This is a genomic window from Amycolatopsis sp. NPDC003731 (assembly GCF_053586895.1).
The window spans coordinates 1-17,746 of the sequence record NZ_JBSFNC010000068.1 but is presented as its reverse complement, the minus strand read 5'-3'; the positions used below and the strand labels follow the sequence as shown (position 1 = coordinate 17,746).

The window sequence follows — 17,746 nt, the reverse complement described above, 5'->3', positions numbered from 1 at the left end:
ACCGGTGCGCACCGACGACGTGGCGATCATCGGGGTGTCCGCCCTGCTCCCGGGCGCCCACGGGCTGGCTGCCGTCCACGACCTGCTCGCCGCGGGGCGCGACGTCACCGGGCAGCCGGCCGGGGAACGGTTGCGGGAGAACGGCTTCGCGCCCGGCCCCGGCTACCTGCCGATGGGCTACCTCGACCGGATCGACCGCTTCGACCACCGCTTCTTCGGCGTGCCGCCGGCCGAAGCCGCGTGGATGGACCCGCACCAGCGGCTGATCCTGCAACTCGCCCACGAAGCCCTCGAAAACACCTGCTACGCGCCCCAGGCCCTGCGCGGCTCACGCACCGCCGTCGTGCTCGGCAGTTCGCGCAGTGACTACGAAGACCTCTTCGACGAGGAAGACCCGCAGCAGATCCTCGGCATCCTGGCGGCCTCGCTCGCCGCGCGGATCAGCTACCGCCACGACTTCACCGGGCCCGCGCTCGTCCTCGACACCGCCTGCAGCGGCAGCCTGGTCGCCGTCGCCCACGCCGTCGCCCTGCTGCGCAGCGGGGCCGCCGACCTCGCACTGGCCGGCGGCATCAGCGTGCGGCCGGTGCCGATCCGCGAGGCCGGGCACGTCCCGGTCCGCGGGGTCGAGTCCCCCGAGGGCCGGTGCCGCCCGTTCGACGAGAAGGCCACCGGCGCGGTCGGCGGCGAAGGCGGCGGGATCGTCGTGCTCAAGCCGCTGGCCGCCGCGCTCGCCGACGGCGATCACGTGCACGCCGTGCTGAAGGGCATCGCCGTCAACCACAACGGCTACCGGATGGCCAGCATGAGCGCGCCGAGCCGGGCGGCCCAGACCGAGGTGATCACCGCGGCCTGGCGGGACGCCGGCGTCGACCCGGCCACCGTCGGGTACGTCGAGTGCCACGGCTCGGCCACCCCGCTCGGCGACGTCGTCGAGGTCGAGGCCCTCCGCCAGGCGTTCCTCGACGCCGGGGTGACCACCCCGTCCTGCGCGATCGGCTCGATCAAGGGCAACATCGGGCACCTCGACAACGCCGCCGGGGTCGCCGGGCTGGTCAAGGTGCTGCTGAGCGTGCGGCGCGGCGTCCGGTACCCGACCGCGCACTTCGAAACCCCCAACCCGCTGATCGACTTCGGCGGCCCGGTGCGGGTCAACCCCGCGTTCGGTCCCTGGGAGGACGCCACACCGCGGCGGGCGGGCCTGAGCTCGTTCGGGCTCACCGGGACCAACGTGCACGCCGTCGTCGAGCAGCCCCCGGAGGCTCCGAAGCCCGCGGAACCGGACGGGACCGAACACCTGGTGACCGTCTCGGCGAAGACGGCGTCCGCGCTCGCCCGCTACCGCGACGAACTCGCGGACTTCGCCGAATCGAGCGGGCACGACGTCCTGGCCATCGGCCACGCGATGAACCGCGGCCGCGACGACCACCCCGTCCGGATCGCCGTGGTCGCCGCCGAGCCCGCCGCGCTCGCCACGGCCCTGAGGTCGGCCGCCGTCCCGGACACGCCCGCCCCGGACGACCCACCCGTGGTGCTGCTGTTCTCCGGGGACGGCGGGGTCGAACCCGAGCTCTGGGCGGACCTGTGCGCGGCGTGGCCGGTCCTCGGCGACGACCCGCTGCCCGGCGAGCCGGGCCCCCGGCTGGTCGCCGTCCACCACGCGCTGCACCGGCTGGCCCGGTCGCTGGGCCTGCCCGACACTCACCTCGTCGGGTCCGGCGCGGGCAACCTGTCGGTGCGGATCGCGCGCGGCGAACTGTCCATCGAGGACGGCTTGGCGGCCGCGGCGGGCCGGGCCGTCGGGCCGGCGCTCGACTCGGGCCGGCTGGCCGAAGCGGTGCGCGGGTTCGTCCGGGACGGCGCGGTGCTGGTCGAGCTCGGCACCGGCGGCGTGCTCTCGCGGACGATGCGCCGGCTGGCGCCCGAGCTCGGCTGCGTCGAGCTGATCGCCGGGGCCGGACGGCGAGCGGTGCTGCGGCAGGCGGCCACGCTGTACCGGCTCGGCGTCCGGCTCGACTGGGACCGCCACTACGCCGGGACGCCGGTGCCGCGGATCGAAGCGCCGGCCTACCCGCTGGAAGGCGTCCGCTGCTGGTGCCGGCCGCCGGGCTCGCCGTCCGTCGAGACCCGGGCGCCGGAACCGGTCGCCGTGGTGTCCGATGTGGACACCGAACGCCGGGTCGCCGAAGCCTGGGCGCGGGCACTGGGGGAGGACGAACTCGACCCCGGGTCGGACTACTTCGCCCTCGGCGGGACGTCGATCGCGGCGATCACCGCGCTGCGCAGCATGGAACGCGACTTCGGCGTCGAGCTGACCTTCGCCGACCTGTACGGCCACCCGACCGTGCGGGCCTTCGCCGCCCGCATCGAGGCCGTGCGGGCCGAGCGGGGCCCGTCCGGCGACGTCCCCGCCATCGCGGTGCTGCCGCGCGGCGGCCCCTTGCCGCTGTCGTTCGGCCAAGAGCAACTGTGGTTCCTCGACCGGCTCAACCCCGGCAGCGCGCTCTACAACATCCCGCACGACCTCCGGCTGTCCGGCCCCCTGGACGAAGCCGCGCTCGCCGGGGCCGTGCAGGACCTCCTCGACCGCCACGAAATCCTGCGCACCTGCATCCCCGACGACGACGGCGTGCCGTTCACCCGGCTCGCCGAACCCGGACCCCGGCTCGTCGTGCACGACCTGAGCACGCTGCCCGAAGCGGAGCGAGCCGCGGCGGCGCACCGGCTGGCCGGCGAGGAGGCCGTCCGCCCGTTCGACCTGGCCACCGGCCCGCTGGTCCGGATCACCCTGGTGCGCCTGGCCGAAGCCGACCACGTCCTGCTCTGGACCTACCACCACATCGTCTTCGACGGCTGGTCGCCGACGATCTTCTTCCGCGACTTCACCGAGCTCTACCGGGCCCGGCTGGCCGGGCGGGCACCCGAGCTGCCGGACCTGCCCTTCCAGTTCGCCGATTTCGCGGCCTGGCAACGCCGGCGCCTGTCGGGGGAGACCCTCGAGCGCGGCCTGCGGTTCTGGCGCGCCGAGCTGGCCGGCCTGCCCGCCGCGCAGCTGCCGCTGGACCGGCCCCGCCCGGCCGCCCAGTCCTTCGACGGCGACCTCGTCGAGTTCACCATCGCCGAACCGGCCGCCGAGGCCGCCCGCCGGTTCAGCCGCGAACACGGCGTGACGACGTTCGTCACCATGCTCGCGCTGGTCGACGCGCTGCTGCACCGCTGGGCCGGCTTCACCGACGTCGTCGTCGGCGTGGCCACCTCCGGCCGGACGCACCCGGCGACGCACGACCTCATGGGGTACTTCAACAATCTGCCGCCGTTCCGCACCCGGGTCGAGGGCGAGCTGTCGTTCACCGACCTGGTCCGCCGCTGCGCGGACACCGTCGCCCACGTCCTCGACCACGAGGAAATCCCCCTGGAGAAAATCGTCTCGGCGGTGTGCGGGCCACGCGAACCCGGCCGCCAGCCGCTGTTCGACGTCGCCTACACCTACCAGAACGTCCCGCAGGACACCGCCGAACTGGGCGGGCTGGAGTGCTCGCGCTTCTCCGACGCCGGCACCGTCGCCGGGATCGCGCCGGGTACCGCGAAGTTCGACCTCACCGTCGGCGTCATCGACCAGCAGGACGGGCCGATGGACGGCTACTTCGAGTACGCGACCGCCCTCTTCGACCGCGGGACGGCCGACGCGCTCGCCCGCCTCCTGCCCGGCCTGCTCGACGCCGTGCTGCGCGAACCCGGCCGCCCCCTGGCCGCCCTCCCGGCCGTCGACGGCGAGCCGGTCCCCGCCCCCACCCACCGGGAGCCCGCCATGACCAAACCATCCCTTGTGGACAGTGACACCGCCGGCCACGCCGAACGGGTCCTCGCGGCGATCTGCGCGGAGCTGCTGACCGGCGGCGGCCCGGTCGGCCCGAAGGACAACTTCTTCGACCTCGGCGGCGATTCGGTCCTCGGCGTCCGGGTGGCCGCGCGGGCGGCCAAGGACGGCGTCCACTTCACCCCGCAGCAGCTGCTGCAGTGCCGCACGCTCGGCGAACTGGCCCGGGCCGCGGTCGTCGACGGCCCGGCACCGGTGGTCGCGCCGTCCTCGGCACCGGCCCCCGAGCCGCCGCGCGCGATCCCGCCGACCCCGATCATGCTCAGCTTCCTGGACCGGATGCCGGACGACGTCGGCGACTTCGTCGACGTCCACACCGTGGAGACCACCCCCGAGATCGGCGGCGCGGTGATCCGGACGGCGATCGGGCACCTCCTCGCCCTGCACGAACCGCTGCGCTACCGGCTGCGGCGCAACGCACTGGGCGCCCGGCTCGAAGTCGCGGACCTCACCGCGGCGGACGTGTTCGACACCAAGGTGCTCCCGCCGCTGACCACCGACGAGGAACTCGGGATCGTCGCGGACGACTGCCTGGCCTTGAAGGCGGAGATGGATCCGGCGCGCGGGCCGCTGTTCCGCGTCCGCCACTACGACCGCGGCCGCGCCCGCGGCGGCCTGCTCGTCCTGCTGGTCAACCACTTCGTCTTCGACAACATGTCCACTGTGGTCGTCCTCGACGACCTCGACGTGCTGCTCGCGGACCTCGCGGCGGGCCGTCTCCCGGCACCGGCGCCCCGGCCGCCGCGGTGGCGGGAATGGGCCGAGCACCTGCGGGCGATGGCAGCCTCGGACGAGCTGTCCGGCGAACTGACCTACTGGACGGCGACCCTGCGGGCGGGTGCGGCGGCCGGCGCGATCGGCGGCGCGCCCGGCGACGGCATCACCGCCCGGACCCTGGACGACTCGGGCGTCGCCACGCTGCTGGCCGCCGGGGGCGCGCAGGGCCGGGAGGCGGCGCTGTGCGCGGTGTCCTGCGGCCTGGCCCGGTGGCAGGGCGCGCCGAGCGCGTTCGTGATGACCGAGGGGGAGGCCACGCCGAACCCGTTCCGGCTGGCCGGGCGCGGCCCGTCGGTGGGCTGGTTCACCACGCTGCACCCGCTGGTGCTGCCGGTCGGGCCGGGCACCACGGCCCGGGACTGCCTGCCGGAGATCGCCGACCGCGCGCGCTCGGTGCCGAACGACGGCGTCGGCTACGGGATGCTGCGCCACCTCTCGCCGGACTCACCCGGGACCGCCCGGTTGCGGGCCCTGCCCGAGCCGGAAGTCCTGGTGCTGCACGGGCCGAGCGACACCTCCGCGTTCGACTCCGGCGTCCGCCTGCTGCGGACCCGCTGGGACCTGTCGGTGAACCTCAAACGCGCGGTCGCGTCCTGGTTCCCGCTGGTGGTCACCAGCGCGGTGCGGGACGGGGCGCTGCGGCTGGCCGTGGCGGGTGGCGTCGGCCAGGAGCGCCTCGACGCGCTCGCCGACGAAATCCTGGGCGCCTTCACCGAACTGCCGTGATCGCGCTCGCCGCCTCGGCGTGGTACCTGCCGGAGACCTTCCTGCCGGTCGCCGAGCTGCCCTCGCTGTCCGACGCCGAACGCGCGACCTGCGCCGCGCTCGGCATCGACCGGGTGCCCGCCGACGACACGCTGACCGCGGCCGACCTGGCCGCCCGGGCGGGGGAGCGGGTGCTGGCCACCGCGGGCCTCGACGCGAACGACGTCGACGTGGTCCTGACGGTCGAGCCGCGGGCCCCGCAGACGCTGGTCAGCTCGGAAGCGACCCGGCTGCAGGCGATGCTGGGCGCGGAGCGGGCGATGGCGTTTTCGGTCGGTGGCCTCGGGTGTGCGTCACTCACCCCGGCGTTGCTCGCCGCGGGCGGGCTGCTGCGCGCCGATCCGGAGCTGGGGAGCGTGCTCGTCCTGCACGGGAGCAAGCCCGCGACGCCCGGGCGCTACCGCCACCCCGTCACGGTGAACGGCGACAGCGGTGGCGCGCTTCTGTTGCGGCGTGAGGGTGAACTCCGGATCCGGGACGTCCTGCTGGAGACGAACGGGGCTTACGCGGACCTGTTCCGCGTCGAGTACCGCGACGAGGAGTTCGCGCGCTGGCGGGAGGAGTGCACCGACCCGGCGGTCTACTCGTTCCGGCTGGCCGTGGAGACCCGCAACCGGCTGCGGGCCCTGGTCACCCGCCTCCTCGGCCGCAACGGCCTGAGTCCCGCCGACGTCCCGTGCTACCTCGCGCAGAACCTGTCCACGGCGGCGTTCCGGAACTGGTCGGAGGCGATCGGCGTCCCGATCGCGAAAGCGTGCTTCGACAACCTGGCCCGCTTCGGCCACCTCGGGCCCAACGACGTCTTCTTCAACCTCTCCAGCGCCCGGGAAACCGGGGAGTTCGGCGGGCGTGCGGTGCTGCTCAACATCAGCCCTGCCGCGGCGTGGAGCGCGCTCTTGGTGACGACCGGCGCGACGACGTCCCGCGAGCTGTGAGGCCCGGGGCGGGCGGCAGCCGCCCGCCCCGGGTGGTTCACCGGATCAGCGCTTGCAGGGGTTGCCCGCCGGGTGCGCGGCGGTGCCGTGCACGTCGGCCTGGGACTCCGCGAGCACGATCTTCGCCAGCGGGGTCTCCAGCGCGACGGCCTGCTGCTTCACGACGCCGTTCGCGATGGTCTGGCCGTTCAGCTTCAGCGAGCCGATGACCAGCGCGATGGTCAGCGGCGCCGAGCCCACCGTGACCGAGACGCCGTTGATCTTCAGCGACGCGATGTTCGAGCTGCCGGTCAGCACCGGGGCGAGCCCGCCCGGGGCCGGCTGGCAGGTCGCCGCCGCCTGGGACTGGATCACGCCCAGTTCGATGGTCAGCCCGACCGTGCTGATCACCGTCTTGTCGATCTTGGCCGACGCCTGCGCGTGGTCACCGGCCGCCGGAGCCGCCGACTGGTTGTCGGGGGCCAGGTCGGTCGACGAGGTCAGCGCGTGCGTCTGCACCTTGATCAGGCCGGCGTTGAGGGTCGCGTCGAGGACGGTCTTGCTGTCGTCGGCGCAGGGCAGGTTCGCCGGGTTCGCCACGGCCGCGGTGATGCCGATGACGTTCGCGGCGGTGCCGGTGCAGGAGAAGATACCGTCGCGGTCGTCGTCGACGATCGTGCCGACGCCGGTCGGGTCCACCAGCCCGGCGCCCGAAGGCGCGGACAGGGTGACGGTGAACGTCTCGTCCGGCTCGTCGACGGTGTCCGGGTTGACCAGGACGGTCACCGGCTTGGTCGTCTCGCCGGGCGCGAAGGTCACGTCACCGCTCGCCGCCTGGTAGTCCGCCGGAGCGGTCGCCGTGCCGTTCGCGGTGGCGTAGTGCACCGACACCGGGTTCGGGCTGGCGCCCCCGAGCAGCGACACGGTGAAGGTCGCCGGCACCGGCGCGCCGCCGGAGCCCTCGTTCACCGTGACGTCGTTGATGCTCAGGCCGAGCACCCGCACGGTCGTCGTCTCGACGTATCCGCGGGACACGCCGTCGACCTGGTAGTCGACCGTGCAGTGGTAGGTGCCGGGCGCGGCGTCGGCCTTCGCGGCGACGGTCTCGGTGAACGTCGCGACGTCCCCGCTGGGCACCTTGACGCTCGCCGGGGCGTTGGTGAGCGTCAGCTGCGGGTCGCAGCTGGTGACCTTCGGGGTGACCGTGACCTCGATGGACTTGATGCCGTCGAGGATGGCCTGCGACACCTGGTTCGACGGCACGTTGTTCAGCAGCACGCCGCCGGTGGCCGTGGCGATGGCGCTCGCCTGGCCGTCGGCGTCCAGTGCGCCGACGTTGACCGCGACGACCCGGATCTTCGCCGCCTTGAGCGCGTCGATGGTCTGGGCGAGGGTGTGCCCGCCGCTGGGATCGTGCGACGGCGCGTCGCCGAACCAGGCGATGATGCGGGTGCCGTCCGGGCGGAAGGTGACCGCGCCGCTGGCCAGTTCGAAGAGCGCGTTGAGGTCGGCTTCGGGCAGGTCGCCACCGCCACTGGCCGACCACTGGTCGATGCCGGCCTGCACGGCGGCGGTGTTCGCGGTGATGCCCTGGTTGACCTTGAAGGGCACGGAGTCGGTGAAGTCCTTGTACTCGGCGACGCCGAACTGGGCGGTGGGCTGCGCGGCGAGCACGTCCCCGGTGATGGCACCGGCGTTCGTGCGGACGTTGTCGATGGCGCCGGCCATGCTGCCGGTCGTGTCGGCGAGCAGCACGAGATCGGGGTTCGGGGGGACGGCGGAGGTGGTGACGTGCTTGGTGACGGTGGTGCTCTGCCCGGCGGAGAGCGTGAGATCGACGGTGGCCGGATCCACACCCGGCGGCGCCGCGGCCGCGACGGCGGCCGGGGTGAGCAAGGCACTGACCGTGGTCAGTGCGACGAACAAGGATCTCCGCGACATGACTTCCCTTCCGAAGGCCGGATTGGTGCGGGTTGCCTCGGGAAGACGGAAAGCGCGGGATTTCGTTAGCAGGCCGGGAAAGCGTCACTCGGAGCGCCGCATGTCAAGGCGCTCAACGGGGTACGGGTGCGGTTCCGGGCTACGGAAACCATGGTTCGGATGGGCCGGGGCACCGAATGCCGTGGTGCGGGGTTCACTCGGTTCAGCGACGCTCTGGCACGGCCGGTACCGGGTGATCTTGGGCCTCGCGGCGGTTTTTGCAGCGCGGGGAGCGAATTTCCGCCCGAATGTCGTAACGCGCAGCGCTGCTTCGGGCGCCCGGCCGGGGGATCCCCGGGGTCGCGAATGACTCATTCGCGACGCCTGGGGTCCGCAATGGGTCATTCGCGACTTCCGGCCCGGGGTGCTCCGGACGGCCTTACGCGGGACCGGCCGACCGGCAGCGCTCGTGCGGCGGGTTCAGCGGCCTGGACGCGCCGGTTGGCCGGGGTTGGCGAGCGCCGCGTGCGCCGGTTGGCCGAGGTCCGCGAGCACCGCGCGCTGCCCGGGTGCCGGAGGGCAGGGCTGGCGCGAGGCGCGGCTCAGCGGCCGGGACGCGCCGCCTGGCCGAGGTCCGCGAGCACCGCCCGCGCCGCCCGGGTGCCGGATGCCAGCGCCCCCTGCAGCGAGCTCGTGTCCCGATGATCACCACACACATACATCCCGTCGCCCAGCCGGACATCGCGCCGAAGAGCATGCGGCGGGGGCATCGACGGCAGGCCGTGGGTGATCTCGTAGCGGGCCACCAGTGGCCAGCGCGTCGCGTCCGTGCGGTACATCCGGCCCAGTGCCCGCCGGACCTCGCCCTCCGGCAGGGCCGTCAACGCCGACGCGCTCACCAGGGCCGTCCCCGGCGGTGCGTACGTCGGGCACACCTCGCTGACCACGCTCGTGTTGACCACCGGCCCGCCGCGCGCGTCGATCACGATCACCGGCTCGCGCAATGGGGACCGCGGGGGTGCGAAGTACCACGTCGTCCCGCTGTTCCAGCGCGGCTCCGCCACTCCGGCGAGCCGTGCGGCCGTGGAGCCGTCCGTCGCGACGACGACCGCGCGGGCCGGCCAGCGCGTGCCGTCGGCCGTGCGGACCTCGCCCGGACCGATCTCCTCGACCGGTGTCTCCAAGTGGACGGCCGATGTCGGCAGGCCGCGGGCCAGCTGTCTCGGGAGCTCGCCCATGCCCAGCGCCGGCAGCGACGGGGCCGAGCGCAGGAAACTGCGCCACACCAGCTGGAAGAACCGGGCCGACGTGGTCAGCTCGCCCTCCAGGAACACGCCCGAGAGGAACGGCCGGAACACCGTCTCCACCGCTCGCGCGGACACCCCCGCGTGCCGCAGCTCGGCGAGCGTCGTGCGGTCGTCGCGGTCGATGATCGCCTGGGCCGGTCCCGCGGCGACGCGGGCCGACAGCGCGCCGAGCGCCGCCAGGTCCTTGGCCGACAGATAACGCCGGGCCGCGATGTCGCGCAACGCCTTCGGCGTGTCGAGAGGGTGGCCGAGCAGGGAGAGGCGGTCGTCGTCGGACACCCGGACGGCGCGCCAGAACCGGCCGAGCTGCAGGGCGTCGACGTCGACCAGGCGCCGGATCGCGGGGTAGGCCGGGTTGAGGATCTGGAAGCCGCGGTCCAGCCGGAAGCCGTCGACGACGTCGGTGCGGACCCGGCCGCCGACGTCGTCCGAGGCCTCCAGGACCGTGCACGGCACGCCGGCCCGGTGCAGGGTGACGGCGGCGGCCAACCCGGCGAGCCCGGCGCCGACGATGACGGCGGTCATCGGCTGAAGAACTTCGTCGCGGCGAGCCGGTTGAGCACGCCGATCCGGCCGCGGTTGGGCACCGACCGCAGCGGGTGCCCGGCGAGCCCCCAGCCCTGCAGCAGCGTGGTGGCCGCGGCCCAGCCGGTCGTCGCCGCGCGTTCCATCAGCGCCACCGGCAGGTCGATCCGCACGCCGTCGCCGGCCAGGACCAGCGCCGGGTCCGGGGTCGAGACCGTCGGGCGGTGCGCGAAGTCGCCCAGGCCGAACAGCGGGCAATCCTCGCGCCACAGCGAGATCGACGCCGTCACCCCCGCACCCAGCGTCTCGGGGTAGATCGCGTGCAGCCGGTCGTCCACGGCCTTCACCAGCGTCTCGCGGTCGTCGGTCTCGGCCGCGTACGCGTGCAGCTCCACGACCGAGCCACCGGTGCGCGCCGCCCAGCGGCGGGCTTCGCCCTCGTACCGGTCCAGCAGGCTGATGTTGTCCAGCGGCGGCACGCTCCCGGTGCCCAGGAAGGGCGGCCGGGCCGCGTCGACGGGCCGGTCGAGCCAGAGCCGGCGGACGAGGAACGGCGGTGCCGTGCGCAACCCGGCCACGGCCGCCCGCCACTCCGGTGTCCCCACCGTGGGCGACGAGCCGACGATCGCCTGCAGCCCGCGCACCGAAGACGCGAGCACGACGCTGTCGAACTGCGCGGTGTCCTCGGCCGTCGTGACGGCGAAGCCGTCCGACGTGCGTTCGAGGGACGCCACCGGTGTGCCGGTCCGGATCATCACCCCGCGGTCGGCCAGGTAGCCGGCCAGGGGATCCCACAGCGCCTGCGGGAACGGCTCGGTCGGCACGTCGAACACCAGACCTTCGCTGGAGCCCAGGAAGTACAGGTGGAACATGGTCGCCAGCTCCGCCGCGGACAGCTCGCGCGGATCGGCGAAGAAGCTGCGCGAGAACACCTCGAACGCCAGGTGCTTGGCCGCTTCGGGGAAGTTGATCGCGTCGAGGAAGCTCGCGGCGTCGATGTCGTCGAGCCGGTGGTAGGTCTCCGGGACGCTCACCGTGGCCAGCGGCAGGGCGTTGCGGCCGTTGAGACGCACGAGGTCGCGCGGGGTGAACGTCGGGCTGCGCCAGGCGAACGCCAGCGCGTTCCACGGCGGCGTCCGGGGGAGCCCCGCGAAGGTGTCCGTGCGGCCTTGGGCGTCCAGCAGCGGGTAGTCGGCCAGCGGGGCCAGCCGGTCGAGCCCGGGATCGGTGCGCATGAGCAGCGCCCGCAGGTTGTAGTACTGGCGGAAGAAGGCGTGGAAGCCCCGGCTCATGGTGACGCCGGTGCCGTCCGGCAGCCGGTCCGCCCAGCCGCCGACGCGCCCGCCGAGGTGGGTGTCGCGCTCGAAGAGCGTCACCGCGACGCCCCGCTCGGCCAGCCCGGTGGCCGCGGTGAGGCCCGCGATGCCGCCGCCGACGACCGCCGCGGTCGGGCGCCGGCCGAGCCGCCCGGCGTCGGGCAGGCCGGGCGGCGCCGGCCGGGTCTCGATGCGGCGGTCGGTGCCGGGGATCACGGGTGCTCCTGCGGGTTGGTGCCGAGGACGGTGTGCACGATGCCGTGCTGCCAGCCCGGCATCGTGCCGGTGCGGACATCGGTGAAGCCGGCGTCGGTGAGCCGGCCGGCCAGCGCGGCGATCCCGTCGAACTCGAGGACGCTGCGGCGCAGGTGGCGGTAGAGGGTCGCGTCCCCGGTGGTGGCCTTCCCGAGCGGGATGATCACGCCCGCGCAGACCGCGTTCCACACCCACCGGGCGCGCCGGGAGTCGCGAACCGAGTACTCGTGGATCGCGATGCGGCCGCCGGGACGCAGCAACCCGCGCAGCCGCCGCAGCTGGGCGGTCGGATCGCTGAGGTTGCGCAGCAGGTACGCCGCCAGGATCGCGTCGAACGGGCCGGAGATCCCGGCGAGTTCCTCCACCGGCGTGTGCACGAAGGTGACGTTGCCGGGCCAGGGCTTGGCTTCGGCGCGCGCGAGCATTTCCCCGGAGGCGTCGAACGCGGTGATCTCCGCTCCGGGTGCGATCGACCGCAGCGCGGCCGTCGACGCGCCGGTGCCGCAGCCGGCGTCCAGCAGCCGCAGGCCGGCCCCGGCCCGGGGCAGCTCCAGCCGCCGCGCCGAGAGCCGGAGGTGTTCGTGGTAGCCGGGATTGGCGCCGACCAGCCGGTCGTACCACCGCGCTTCGGTGTCGAAGGCCGACGGCACCGCGCCGCGGGGGAGGCCGTCCTTGGCCATCTGGTTCATGCGCGCTCCTCGCGGGGGCCGGTTCGTTCCCACACCAGCAGCACCGCGGTCACCAGCGCGAAGCCGAAGAGGAAGTCCTCGACCGGGATGTCCCAGGGGAAGCGCCAGCCGGTGATGTGCTCGGGGGAATAGCGGACGATCGGGTCGGACAGCTTGGTCAGCCAGCCGTCCACCGGGATCTGGAAGGCGGTCACGATGGCCATCGCGATCCAGTAGGCCGGACGGCGGAACAGGCCCGTGCGCAGCACGAAGACCTCGAGCAGCACGACGACGGCCACCGCGGCGACCGCGGGCACGGTGTAGCCCCAGGGGATCACCGGCGTGCCTCCTTCTTCGCGAGCCGCCGCACGAACACGGTGGTGAGCTGGACGGCCTCGTAGGTCAGCAGCCCGCAGATCGGGATCACCACGAAGAACAGGACCTCCTCCAGCGGCACGGCGAACGGCGCGCGGATCCCGGTGACGCGGCCCGGCGCGTAGTCCCAGACGCGGCCCGCGATCGCCAGCGCGTCCCAGACGAGGAACACCAGCGCCACCGGCAGCACCGTGCGGACCAGCCGCCGCGGCTGCCGGTACACGCGCGCTCCCGCGAGCTCCAGCGGCAGCGTCACCAGGACGCACGCCGCCAGCACGACGAGGTATTCGAGCTGACCCACCTCAGCCCACCGCCACCGGGAGCGCCGGCGCCGGGTGCCGGACCCGCGCCCACTGCGTCCGCGCGACCGCCCCGCACGCGACCAGCAGCCGCTGCCCCCGGGACACCGCCGCGCGCCCGGCGAAGACGTCGTGGCCGGCGGCCTCGATGCGGTCGAGGATCCGGCCGTACAGGGTCGCGGCCGTGGCCACGCACGGGCGGGAAACCGGGTGCAGCATGGCGATCCCGGGCCGCGCCTGGGCGTACACCTCGCGCGTGACGGCGATCTGGTTCCGGATCGCGGTCCGGACCGGCCGGTCGGCCCGCCCCTGCCGGGCGCACCACGTCAGCCGGTCGCGGTCGACGCCGTCCGCGGCCAGTTCGTCGGCCGGCAGGTAGACACGGCCGCGCTCCAGGTCCTCGGCGACGTCGCGCAGGAAGTTGGTGAGCTGGAAGGCTTTCCCGAGCGCGGCGGCCCGCGGCTCGGCTTCTTCGCGCGGGGCGACGGTGCCGAGCACCGGCAGCACCTGCAGCCCGATCACCTCGGCCGAGCCGTGCACGTAGGTGTCGAGCTGGGCGCGGGTGGCGTAGCCGGCGACGGTGAGGTCCATCCGCATCGAGGTGAAGAACGCCTCGAAGTACGCCTTGGCGAGGGTGTACCGGGCCGCCGTGTCGATCACCGCGGTGAGCAGCGGGTCGTCGCTCGCGCCCGCGTCGAGGTCGGCGAGGAAGCGCTTTTCGACCTCCCGCAGGCGGGTGTCGAGCGAGGCGGGGGTGGCGTCCGCGGCCGGCTCGTCGACGATGTCGTCGAGCCAGCGGGCGAAGCCGTAGAGCGCGTGGATCGCCGGCCGCTGGGCCGGGGTCAGCAGCCGCGTCGCGAGGAAGTACGTGCGGCCGTGCCGGGCGTTGAGTTCGCGGCACCACGTGTAGGCCGAGCGCAGGCCCGGTGCGCGGATGCCGGCGGCGTCGAGTTCACGTCGGGTCATCGGGTCCCTCCGGTGATCCGGTCGGCGGCCAGTCTGCCGGAGATGAGCACGGTCGGCACCCCGACGCCGGGCACGGTGGCGCCGCCGGCCAGCACGGCGTTGTCCGTCCCGCGCGGGAGGTTCCGCGGCCGGAACGGGCCGGTCTGGGCGAAGGAGTGCGCGTAGCTGAACGGCGTCCCGGCGACCAGCCCGCGCTCGGCCCACTCGGCCGGGCCGAGCACGTGCGTGAACTCCGGTTCGAAGCCGGGCAGCAACCGGGCCCGGGCGACGTCGAGGACCTCCTCGGCGTAGGCGCCGCTCCCGGCCGCCCAGTCCGCCGGGCCGCGGTCGAGGTTGGGCACCGGCGCGAGCACGGAGTAGAGCTGACGTCCGGGCGGGGCGAGCCCCGGATCGGACGCGGTCGGCCGGGTGATCAGCAGCGACGGATCGCTCATCCGCCGTCCCTGCGTGATCAGCTCGTCGAACGTCGACCGCCACCCGTGCCCGAAGGAGATCGTGTGGTGGGCGACGTCCGGGTGCGCCGAGGGGCCGCCGGCGTGCACCACGAGCGCCGACGGCGCGGCCCGCAGCGGCACCGGCCGCCGCGGGTGCCGTCCGAGCAGCCGGTAGCTCTCGGGCAGCTCGGTGGTGAGGACGACGGCGTCGCAGGGGTACCGGGTCCCGGAGGCGGTCCGGACGGCGGTGACGCGGCGGCCCCGGCGTTCGAGCTCGGCCACGGCGTCGCCGTACTCGAACTTGACCCCGGCGTCGGCCGCGACCCGGGCCAGCGCCCGCGGCAGGGCGGCGATCCCGCCGGTGGGGAAGTACACCCCGCCGACGGTGTCCATGTACGAGATCACCGCGTACAGCGCCAAGGCCCGCATCGGGGACTCGCCCGCGTAGAGCGCCTGGAAGGTGAACACGCGCTTGAGCCGTTCGTCGGAGAGGAACTGCCCGACCCGGCCGTCCAGCCGCCCGAACCCGCCCAGGGCCACCAGCCGGGCCAGTTCCGGGCGGAGCATGCCGAGCGGGGAGTCGATGTTCGCGTCGACGAACCGGCCGAACTCCGCGCGGTACAGCTTCGTCAGCCAGGCGCGCAGGCGGGTGTAGCCCGCGGCTTCGGCCGGGCCGGCGAACTCGCGGACGGCCTCGGTCATCGCGTCCGCGTCGGAGTGCACGGGCAGCGTGCTGCCGTCGGCGAACTGCGCCACGTACGCCGGGTCGAGGCGGGTCAGCGGCAGTTCCTCGGTGAGCTGGGCGCCGACCGCGGCGAAGGTGTCCCGCAGGATCGACGGCATGGTCAGCACGGTCGGGCCGGTGTCGAGCAGGTAGCCGTCGCGCTCGACGCGGCCCGCGCGGCCGCCCGGGCCCGGGTCGCGCTCGAGGACGGTGACCTCGCGGCCGCGTCCGGCCAGGTGCAGGGCCGCGGCCAGGCCGGCCAGCCCGGCCCCCACGACGACGACGCGGTCCGCCGGTCCGGGCACGGTCTTCATCGGACGCGGTCCGTGCAGCGGATCGCGAGCGCGGCGAGCAGGTCGGCGGCCGGCTCCGGAACCACCGCGGGGTCGATCGCGACCAGGGCCTTGTCGGCTCGTTCCCGGATCAGCTCGCCCAGGCGGTCCCGGGCGCCGGTGGCCACGATCAGGTCCCGCCAGCGCTCGACCGCTTCGTCGTCGATCACCGGGAGGTCGAGCAGCTCGGCGAGTTCGGCCTGGCGGCGCCGTCCGGCCATCGCCGCGGCGAGCACGACGACGCTGGAGGCCTTGCGGTCGCGCAGGTCCTGCCCGGCGGGCTTGCCGGTGACGGCCGGCTCGCCGAACACGCCCAGCAGGTCGTCACGCAGCTGGAACGCCTCGCCGACCAGGCCGCCGAACTCCGACAGCCCGGCGGTGAGCTCCGGGCCGCAGCCGGCCAGCGCCGCGCCGAACTCCAGCGGCCGCCGCACGGTGTAGTTGCCGGACTTGCGGCGCAGGACGTCGAGCAGGGTGTCCCAGCTGGGCAGCGCCCGGGCGTCGTTGACCAGGTCGGCGAGCTGGCCGACGGCCAGTTCGGCCCGCATCGCGTCGTAGTGCGGCCAGGCCCGGGCCAGCCGCGCGGGGTCCAGGCCGCTTTCGCGCAGCAGCTGCTCCGACCAGACCAGGAAGAGGTCGCCGAACAGCGTCGCGGCCGATTCGCCGAACCGGGTGGCCGAGCCGGCCCAGCCCTGCTCTTCGTGCCACCGGGCGAACCGGACGTGCAGGGCGGGCCGGCCCCGGCGCAGTTCGGAACCGTCCATCACGTCGTCCTGGACCAGGGCGAAGCAGTGCAGCAGCTCGAGCGCCGCGGCCGCCCGGATGGCGGCGTCGGAGTCCGGCTGCCCGCACCGCCAGCCGACGTAGGCGAACAGTGGCCGGAGGCACTTCCCGCCCGCGACGAACTCGGGCACCGCCGTTTCCGCGAGCGCCCCCTCGCTGCGCCCGGCGAAGTGCTCGGCCGCCCGTTCGGTCACGAACCCGTGCGCCTCGGCCAGGCAACGCCGGCCCCAGGCGTCCAGCCGGTCGGCCGGCGTCATCGTCGCGGTCATCCGCCGCCCTCCCTCGTTCAGGCTATTCGATTCGCAACCGTTGCATATGGGGTGTAGCTTGTCCACTTGAACGAATGAAAACGCGGCGGTGACCCGAACCGATCGCTGCCGCATCGAAGCGACTTTCCTGTGGACGGGGTGGTGTTGCCACGCGCCGCCCCGCCGGGCCCGCCGCCTCCCCTCGGCGCGGGTCCGGCATCCGGCGGCGCCCGGGTCTCCACCCCGGGTGTCGCCGGATGCGCGCCGGATAAACTTCGATCCGGGGGGTTCGGCTGGCAGGACGTGGTGTCGATGGACGTCGAGGCGGTGGGTGGCCGGGGTTCGTGGACGCCCGGCAAGGTCGCCGAACTGCTCGGCGTCTCGCCGGTGACGCTGCGCACCTGGGCGGCGCGCTACGGGGTGGGTCCCTCGCTGCGCGACGACGGGCGCCACCGGCGCTACTCCGACGCCGACGTCCGCCGCCTGCAGCACATGCAGCGGCTCATCGACCGGGGCCTGCGCGCCCGCGAGGCCGCCGCGGCGGTCTTTTCGGGTCTGCCCGACGCGCTGCCGGACGTCCCGGCCGGCCGCCGCATCGAGGAGCTGGAGGGCGCCGCGGAGGGGCTTGATTTCGCGGCGCTGGCGGCGTTGCTGGACGAGCTGCTCGACGCGCTGGGCCCCTCGCGGGCCTGGACGGACGTGCTCGTGCCGGTGCTGACGCACCTGGGCGGCCGCTGGCTGCGCGGCGACGTCTGCTTCGAGTCCGAATGGGCGCTGACCGGCGAGATCTCGCTGGCGCTCCAGCGCTACAGCGCCCGGTTCGCGAACATCCCGCCCGGCCGGGCGGTGGTCCTCGCGTGCTGCCCGGACGAGCGGCACAGCCTGCCGATGGAGGTCCTGCGGGCGGCTTTGGTGGAGATCGGCATCCCGGCGGTGTACCTCGGCCAGCTGGTCCCGGCCGAGACGACGGCGGCCATCACGGCCAAACTCGACCCGGCGGCGGTGTTCCTGTGGTCGATGTCGGCGGGCACGATCGACGACGCCCTGGTCCGCCGGCTGCGCGGCCGCGGGGTCGGCGTGGTGCTGGCGGGGCCGGGGTGGGAGAACCTCGCCGGCCGGGACGTCGTGTGGGTGAACGATCTGGCCGGGGCGATCGAGGTGGCGGCGGAGCGGCTGAAGGCTTAGCGCCGGCTCGGCGTGGTGGCCGGGTGGGCGAGTTCCGGCGCTCCTCGGAGGTCGCGAATGACTCATTCGGGACCCC

Annotated in this window: 12 protein-coding genes; 3 read left to right on the top strand and 9 right to left on the bottom strand. The window is 74.3% G+C overall.

Annotation, left to right across the window (positions count from 1 at the left end; all coding sequences use genetic code 11):
• Positions 1 to 4 precede the first annotated feature (4 nt).
• Both ACWDN5_RS26000 and ACWDN5_RS25995 read left to right on the top strand, forming a co-directional pair.
• Positions 5 to 5,380 (top strand): condensation domain-containing protein, encoded by a 5,376-nt coding sequence (locus ACWDN5_RS26000; protein ID WP_449678094.1) that lies wholly within the window; start codon positions 5 to 7, stop codon positions 5,378 to 5,380.
• Positions 5,377 to 6,354: a 3-oxoacyl-ACP synthase gene (locus ACWDN5_RS25995; protein WP_449678093.1), complete on the top strand. Its 978-nt coding sequence runs from the start codon at positions 5,377 to 5,379 to the stop codon at positions 6,352 to 6,354. Before ACWDN5_RS26000 ends, ACWDN5_RS25995 begins: the two co-directional genes overlap by 4 nt.
• 45 nt (positions 6,355 to 6,399) lie before the next feature.
• Here the strand turns inward: ACWDN5_RS25995 and ACWDN5_RS25990 are convergent, their stop codons facing one another.
• The 9 genes from ACWDN5_RS25990 to ACWDN5_RS25950 form a co-directional block, all read right to left on the bottom strand.
• Positions 6,400 to 8,274 carry a Calx-beta domain-containing protein gene (locus tag ACWDN5_RS25990; RefSeq protein WP_449678092.1) on the bottom strand — a complete coding sequence of 625 codons (1,875 nt, stop codon included), beginning with the start codon at positions 8,272 to 8,274 and terminating at the stop codon, positions 6,400 to 6,402.
• A 581-nt stretch (positions 8,275 to 8,855) separates the two neighbouring features.
• Complete coding sequence (locus ACWDN5_RS25985; protein WP_449678091.1) at positions 8,856 to 10,085, bottom strand: NAD(P)/FAD-dependent oxidoreductase; 1,230 nt, start codon at positions 10,083 to 10,085, stop codon at positions 8,856 to 8,858.
• A complete protein-coding gene (locus tag ACWDN5_RS25980; protein ID WP_449678090.1) occupies positions 10,082 to 11,617 on the bottom strand; it encodes an FAD-dependent oxidoreductase in 1,536 nt (511 codons plus the stop codon). Before ACWDN5_RS25980 ends, ACWDN5_RS25985 begins: the two co-directional genes overlap by 4 nt.
• Positions 11,614 to 12,345, bottom strand: a complete 732-nt coding sequence (locus tag ACWDN5_RS25975; RefSeq protein WP_449678089.1) for a class I SAM-dependent methyltransferase — start codon at positions 12,343 to 12,345, stop codon at positions 11,614 to 11,616. The genes ACWDN5_RS25980 and ACWDN5_RS25975 overlap by 4 nt, the downstream gene beginning before the upstream one ends.
• A complete protein-coding gene (locus tag ACWDN5_RS25970) occupies positions 12,342 to 12,662 on the bottom strand; it encodes a lycopene cyclase domain-containing protein (RefSeq protein WP_310969906.1) in 321 nt (106 codons plus the stop codon). Before ACWDN5_RS25970 ends, ACWDN5_RS25975 begins: the two co-directional genes overlap by 4 nt.
• A complete protein-coding gene (locus ACWDN5_RS25965; protein ID WP_310969907.1) occupies positions 12,659 to 13,000 on the bottom strand; it encodes a lycopene cyclase domain-containing protein in 342 nt (113 codons plus the stop codon). The genes ACWDN5_RS25970 and ACWDN5_RS25965 overlap by 4 nt, the downstream gene beginning before the upstream one ends.
• Position 13,001: 1 nt before the next feature.
• Positions 13,002 to 13,964, bottom strand: coding sequence for a phytoene/squalene synthase family protein (locus ACWDN5_RS25960; protein ID WP_310969908.1), 963 nt, complete (start codon positions 13,962 to 13,964; stop codon positions 13,002 to 13,004).
• Complete coding sequence (crtI, locus tag ACWDN5_RS25955) at positions 13,961 to 15,436, bottom strand: phytoene desaturase family protein (RefSeq protein WP_449678088.1); 1,476 nt, start codon at positions 15,434 to 15,436, stop codon at positions 13,961 to 13,963. The genes ACWDN5_RS25960 and crtI overlap by 4 nt, the downstream gene beginning before the upstream one ends.
• On the bottom strand, positions 15,433 to 16,506 hold the full coding sequence (locus ACWDN5_RS25950; RefSeq protein ID WP_449678087.1) for a polyprenyl synthetase family protein: 1,074 nt from the start codon (positions 16,504 to 16,506) through the stop codon (positions 15,433 to 15,435). Before ACWDN5_RS25950 ends, crtI begins: the two co-directional genes overlap by 4 nt.
• Positions 16,507 to 16,797: 291 nt before the next feature.
• Between ACWDN5_RS25950 and ACWDN5_RS25945 the strand changes: the two genes are divergently transcribed.
• A complete protein-coding gene (locus tag ACWDN5_RS25945) occupies positions 16,798 to 17,670 on the top strand; it encodes a MerR family transcriptional regulator (protein WP_310969911.1) in 873 nt (290 codons plus the stop codon).
• Positions 17,671 to 17,746: the final 76 nt, after the last annotated feature.

Bases quoted from the DNA above. Each gene is read 5' to 3' on its own strand.
- crtI (WP_449678088.1), bottom strand. From the start codon at position 15,436: ATGAAGACCGTGCCCGGACCGGCGGACCGCGTCGTCGTCGTGGGGGCC.
- ACWDN5_RS25950 (WP_449678087.1), bottom strand. From the start codon at position 16,506: ATGACCGCGACGATGACGCCGGCCGACCGGCTGGACGCCTGGGGCCGG.
- ACWDN5_RS25985 (WP_449678091.1), bottom strand. From the start codon at position 10,085: ATGACCGCCGTCATCGTCGGCGCCGGGCTCGCCGGGTTGGCCGCCGCC.
- ACWDN5_RS25990 (WP_449678092.1), bottom strand. From the start codon at position 8,274: ATGTCGCGGAGATCCTTGTTCGTCGCACTGACCACGGTCAGTGCCTTG.
- ACWDN5_RS25945 (WP_310969911.1), top strand. From the start codon at position 16,798: ATGGACGTCGAGGCGGTGGGTGGCCGGGGTTCGTGGACGCCCGGCAAG.
- ACWDN5_RS25975 (WP_449678089.1), bottom strand. From the start codon at position 12,345: ATGAACCAGATGGCCAAGGACGGCCTCCCCCGCGGCGCGGTGCCGTCG.
- ACWDN5_RS25960 (WP_310969908.1), bottom strand. From the start codon at position 13,964: ATGACCCGACGTGAACTCGACGCCGCCGGCATCCGCGCACCGGGCCTG.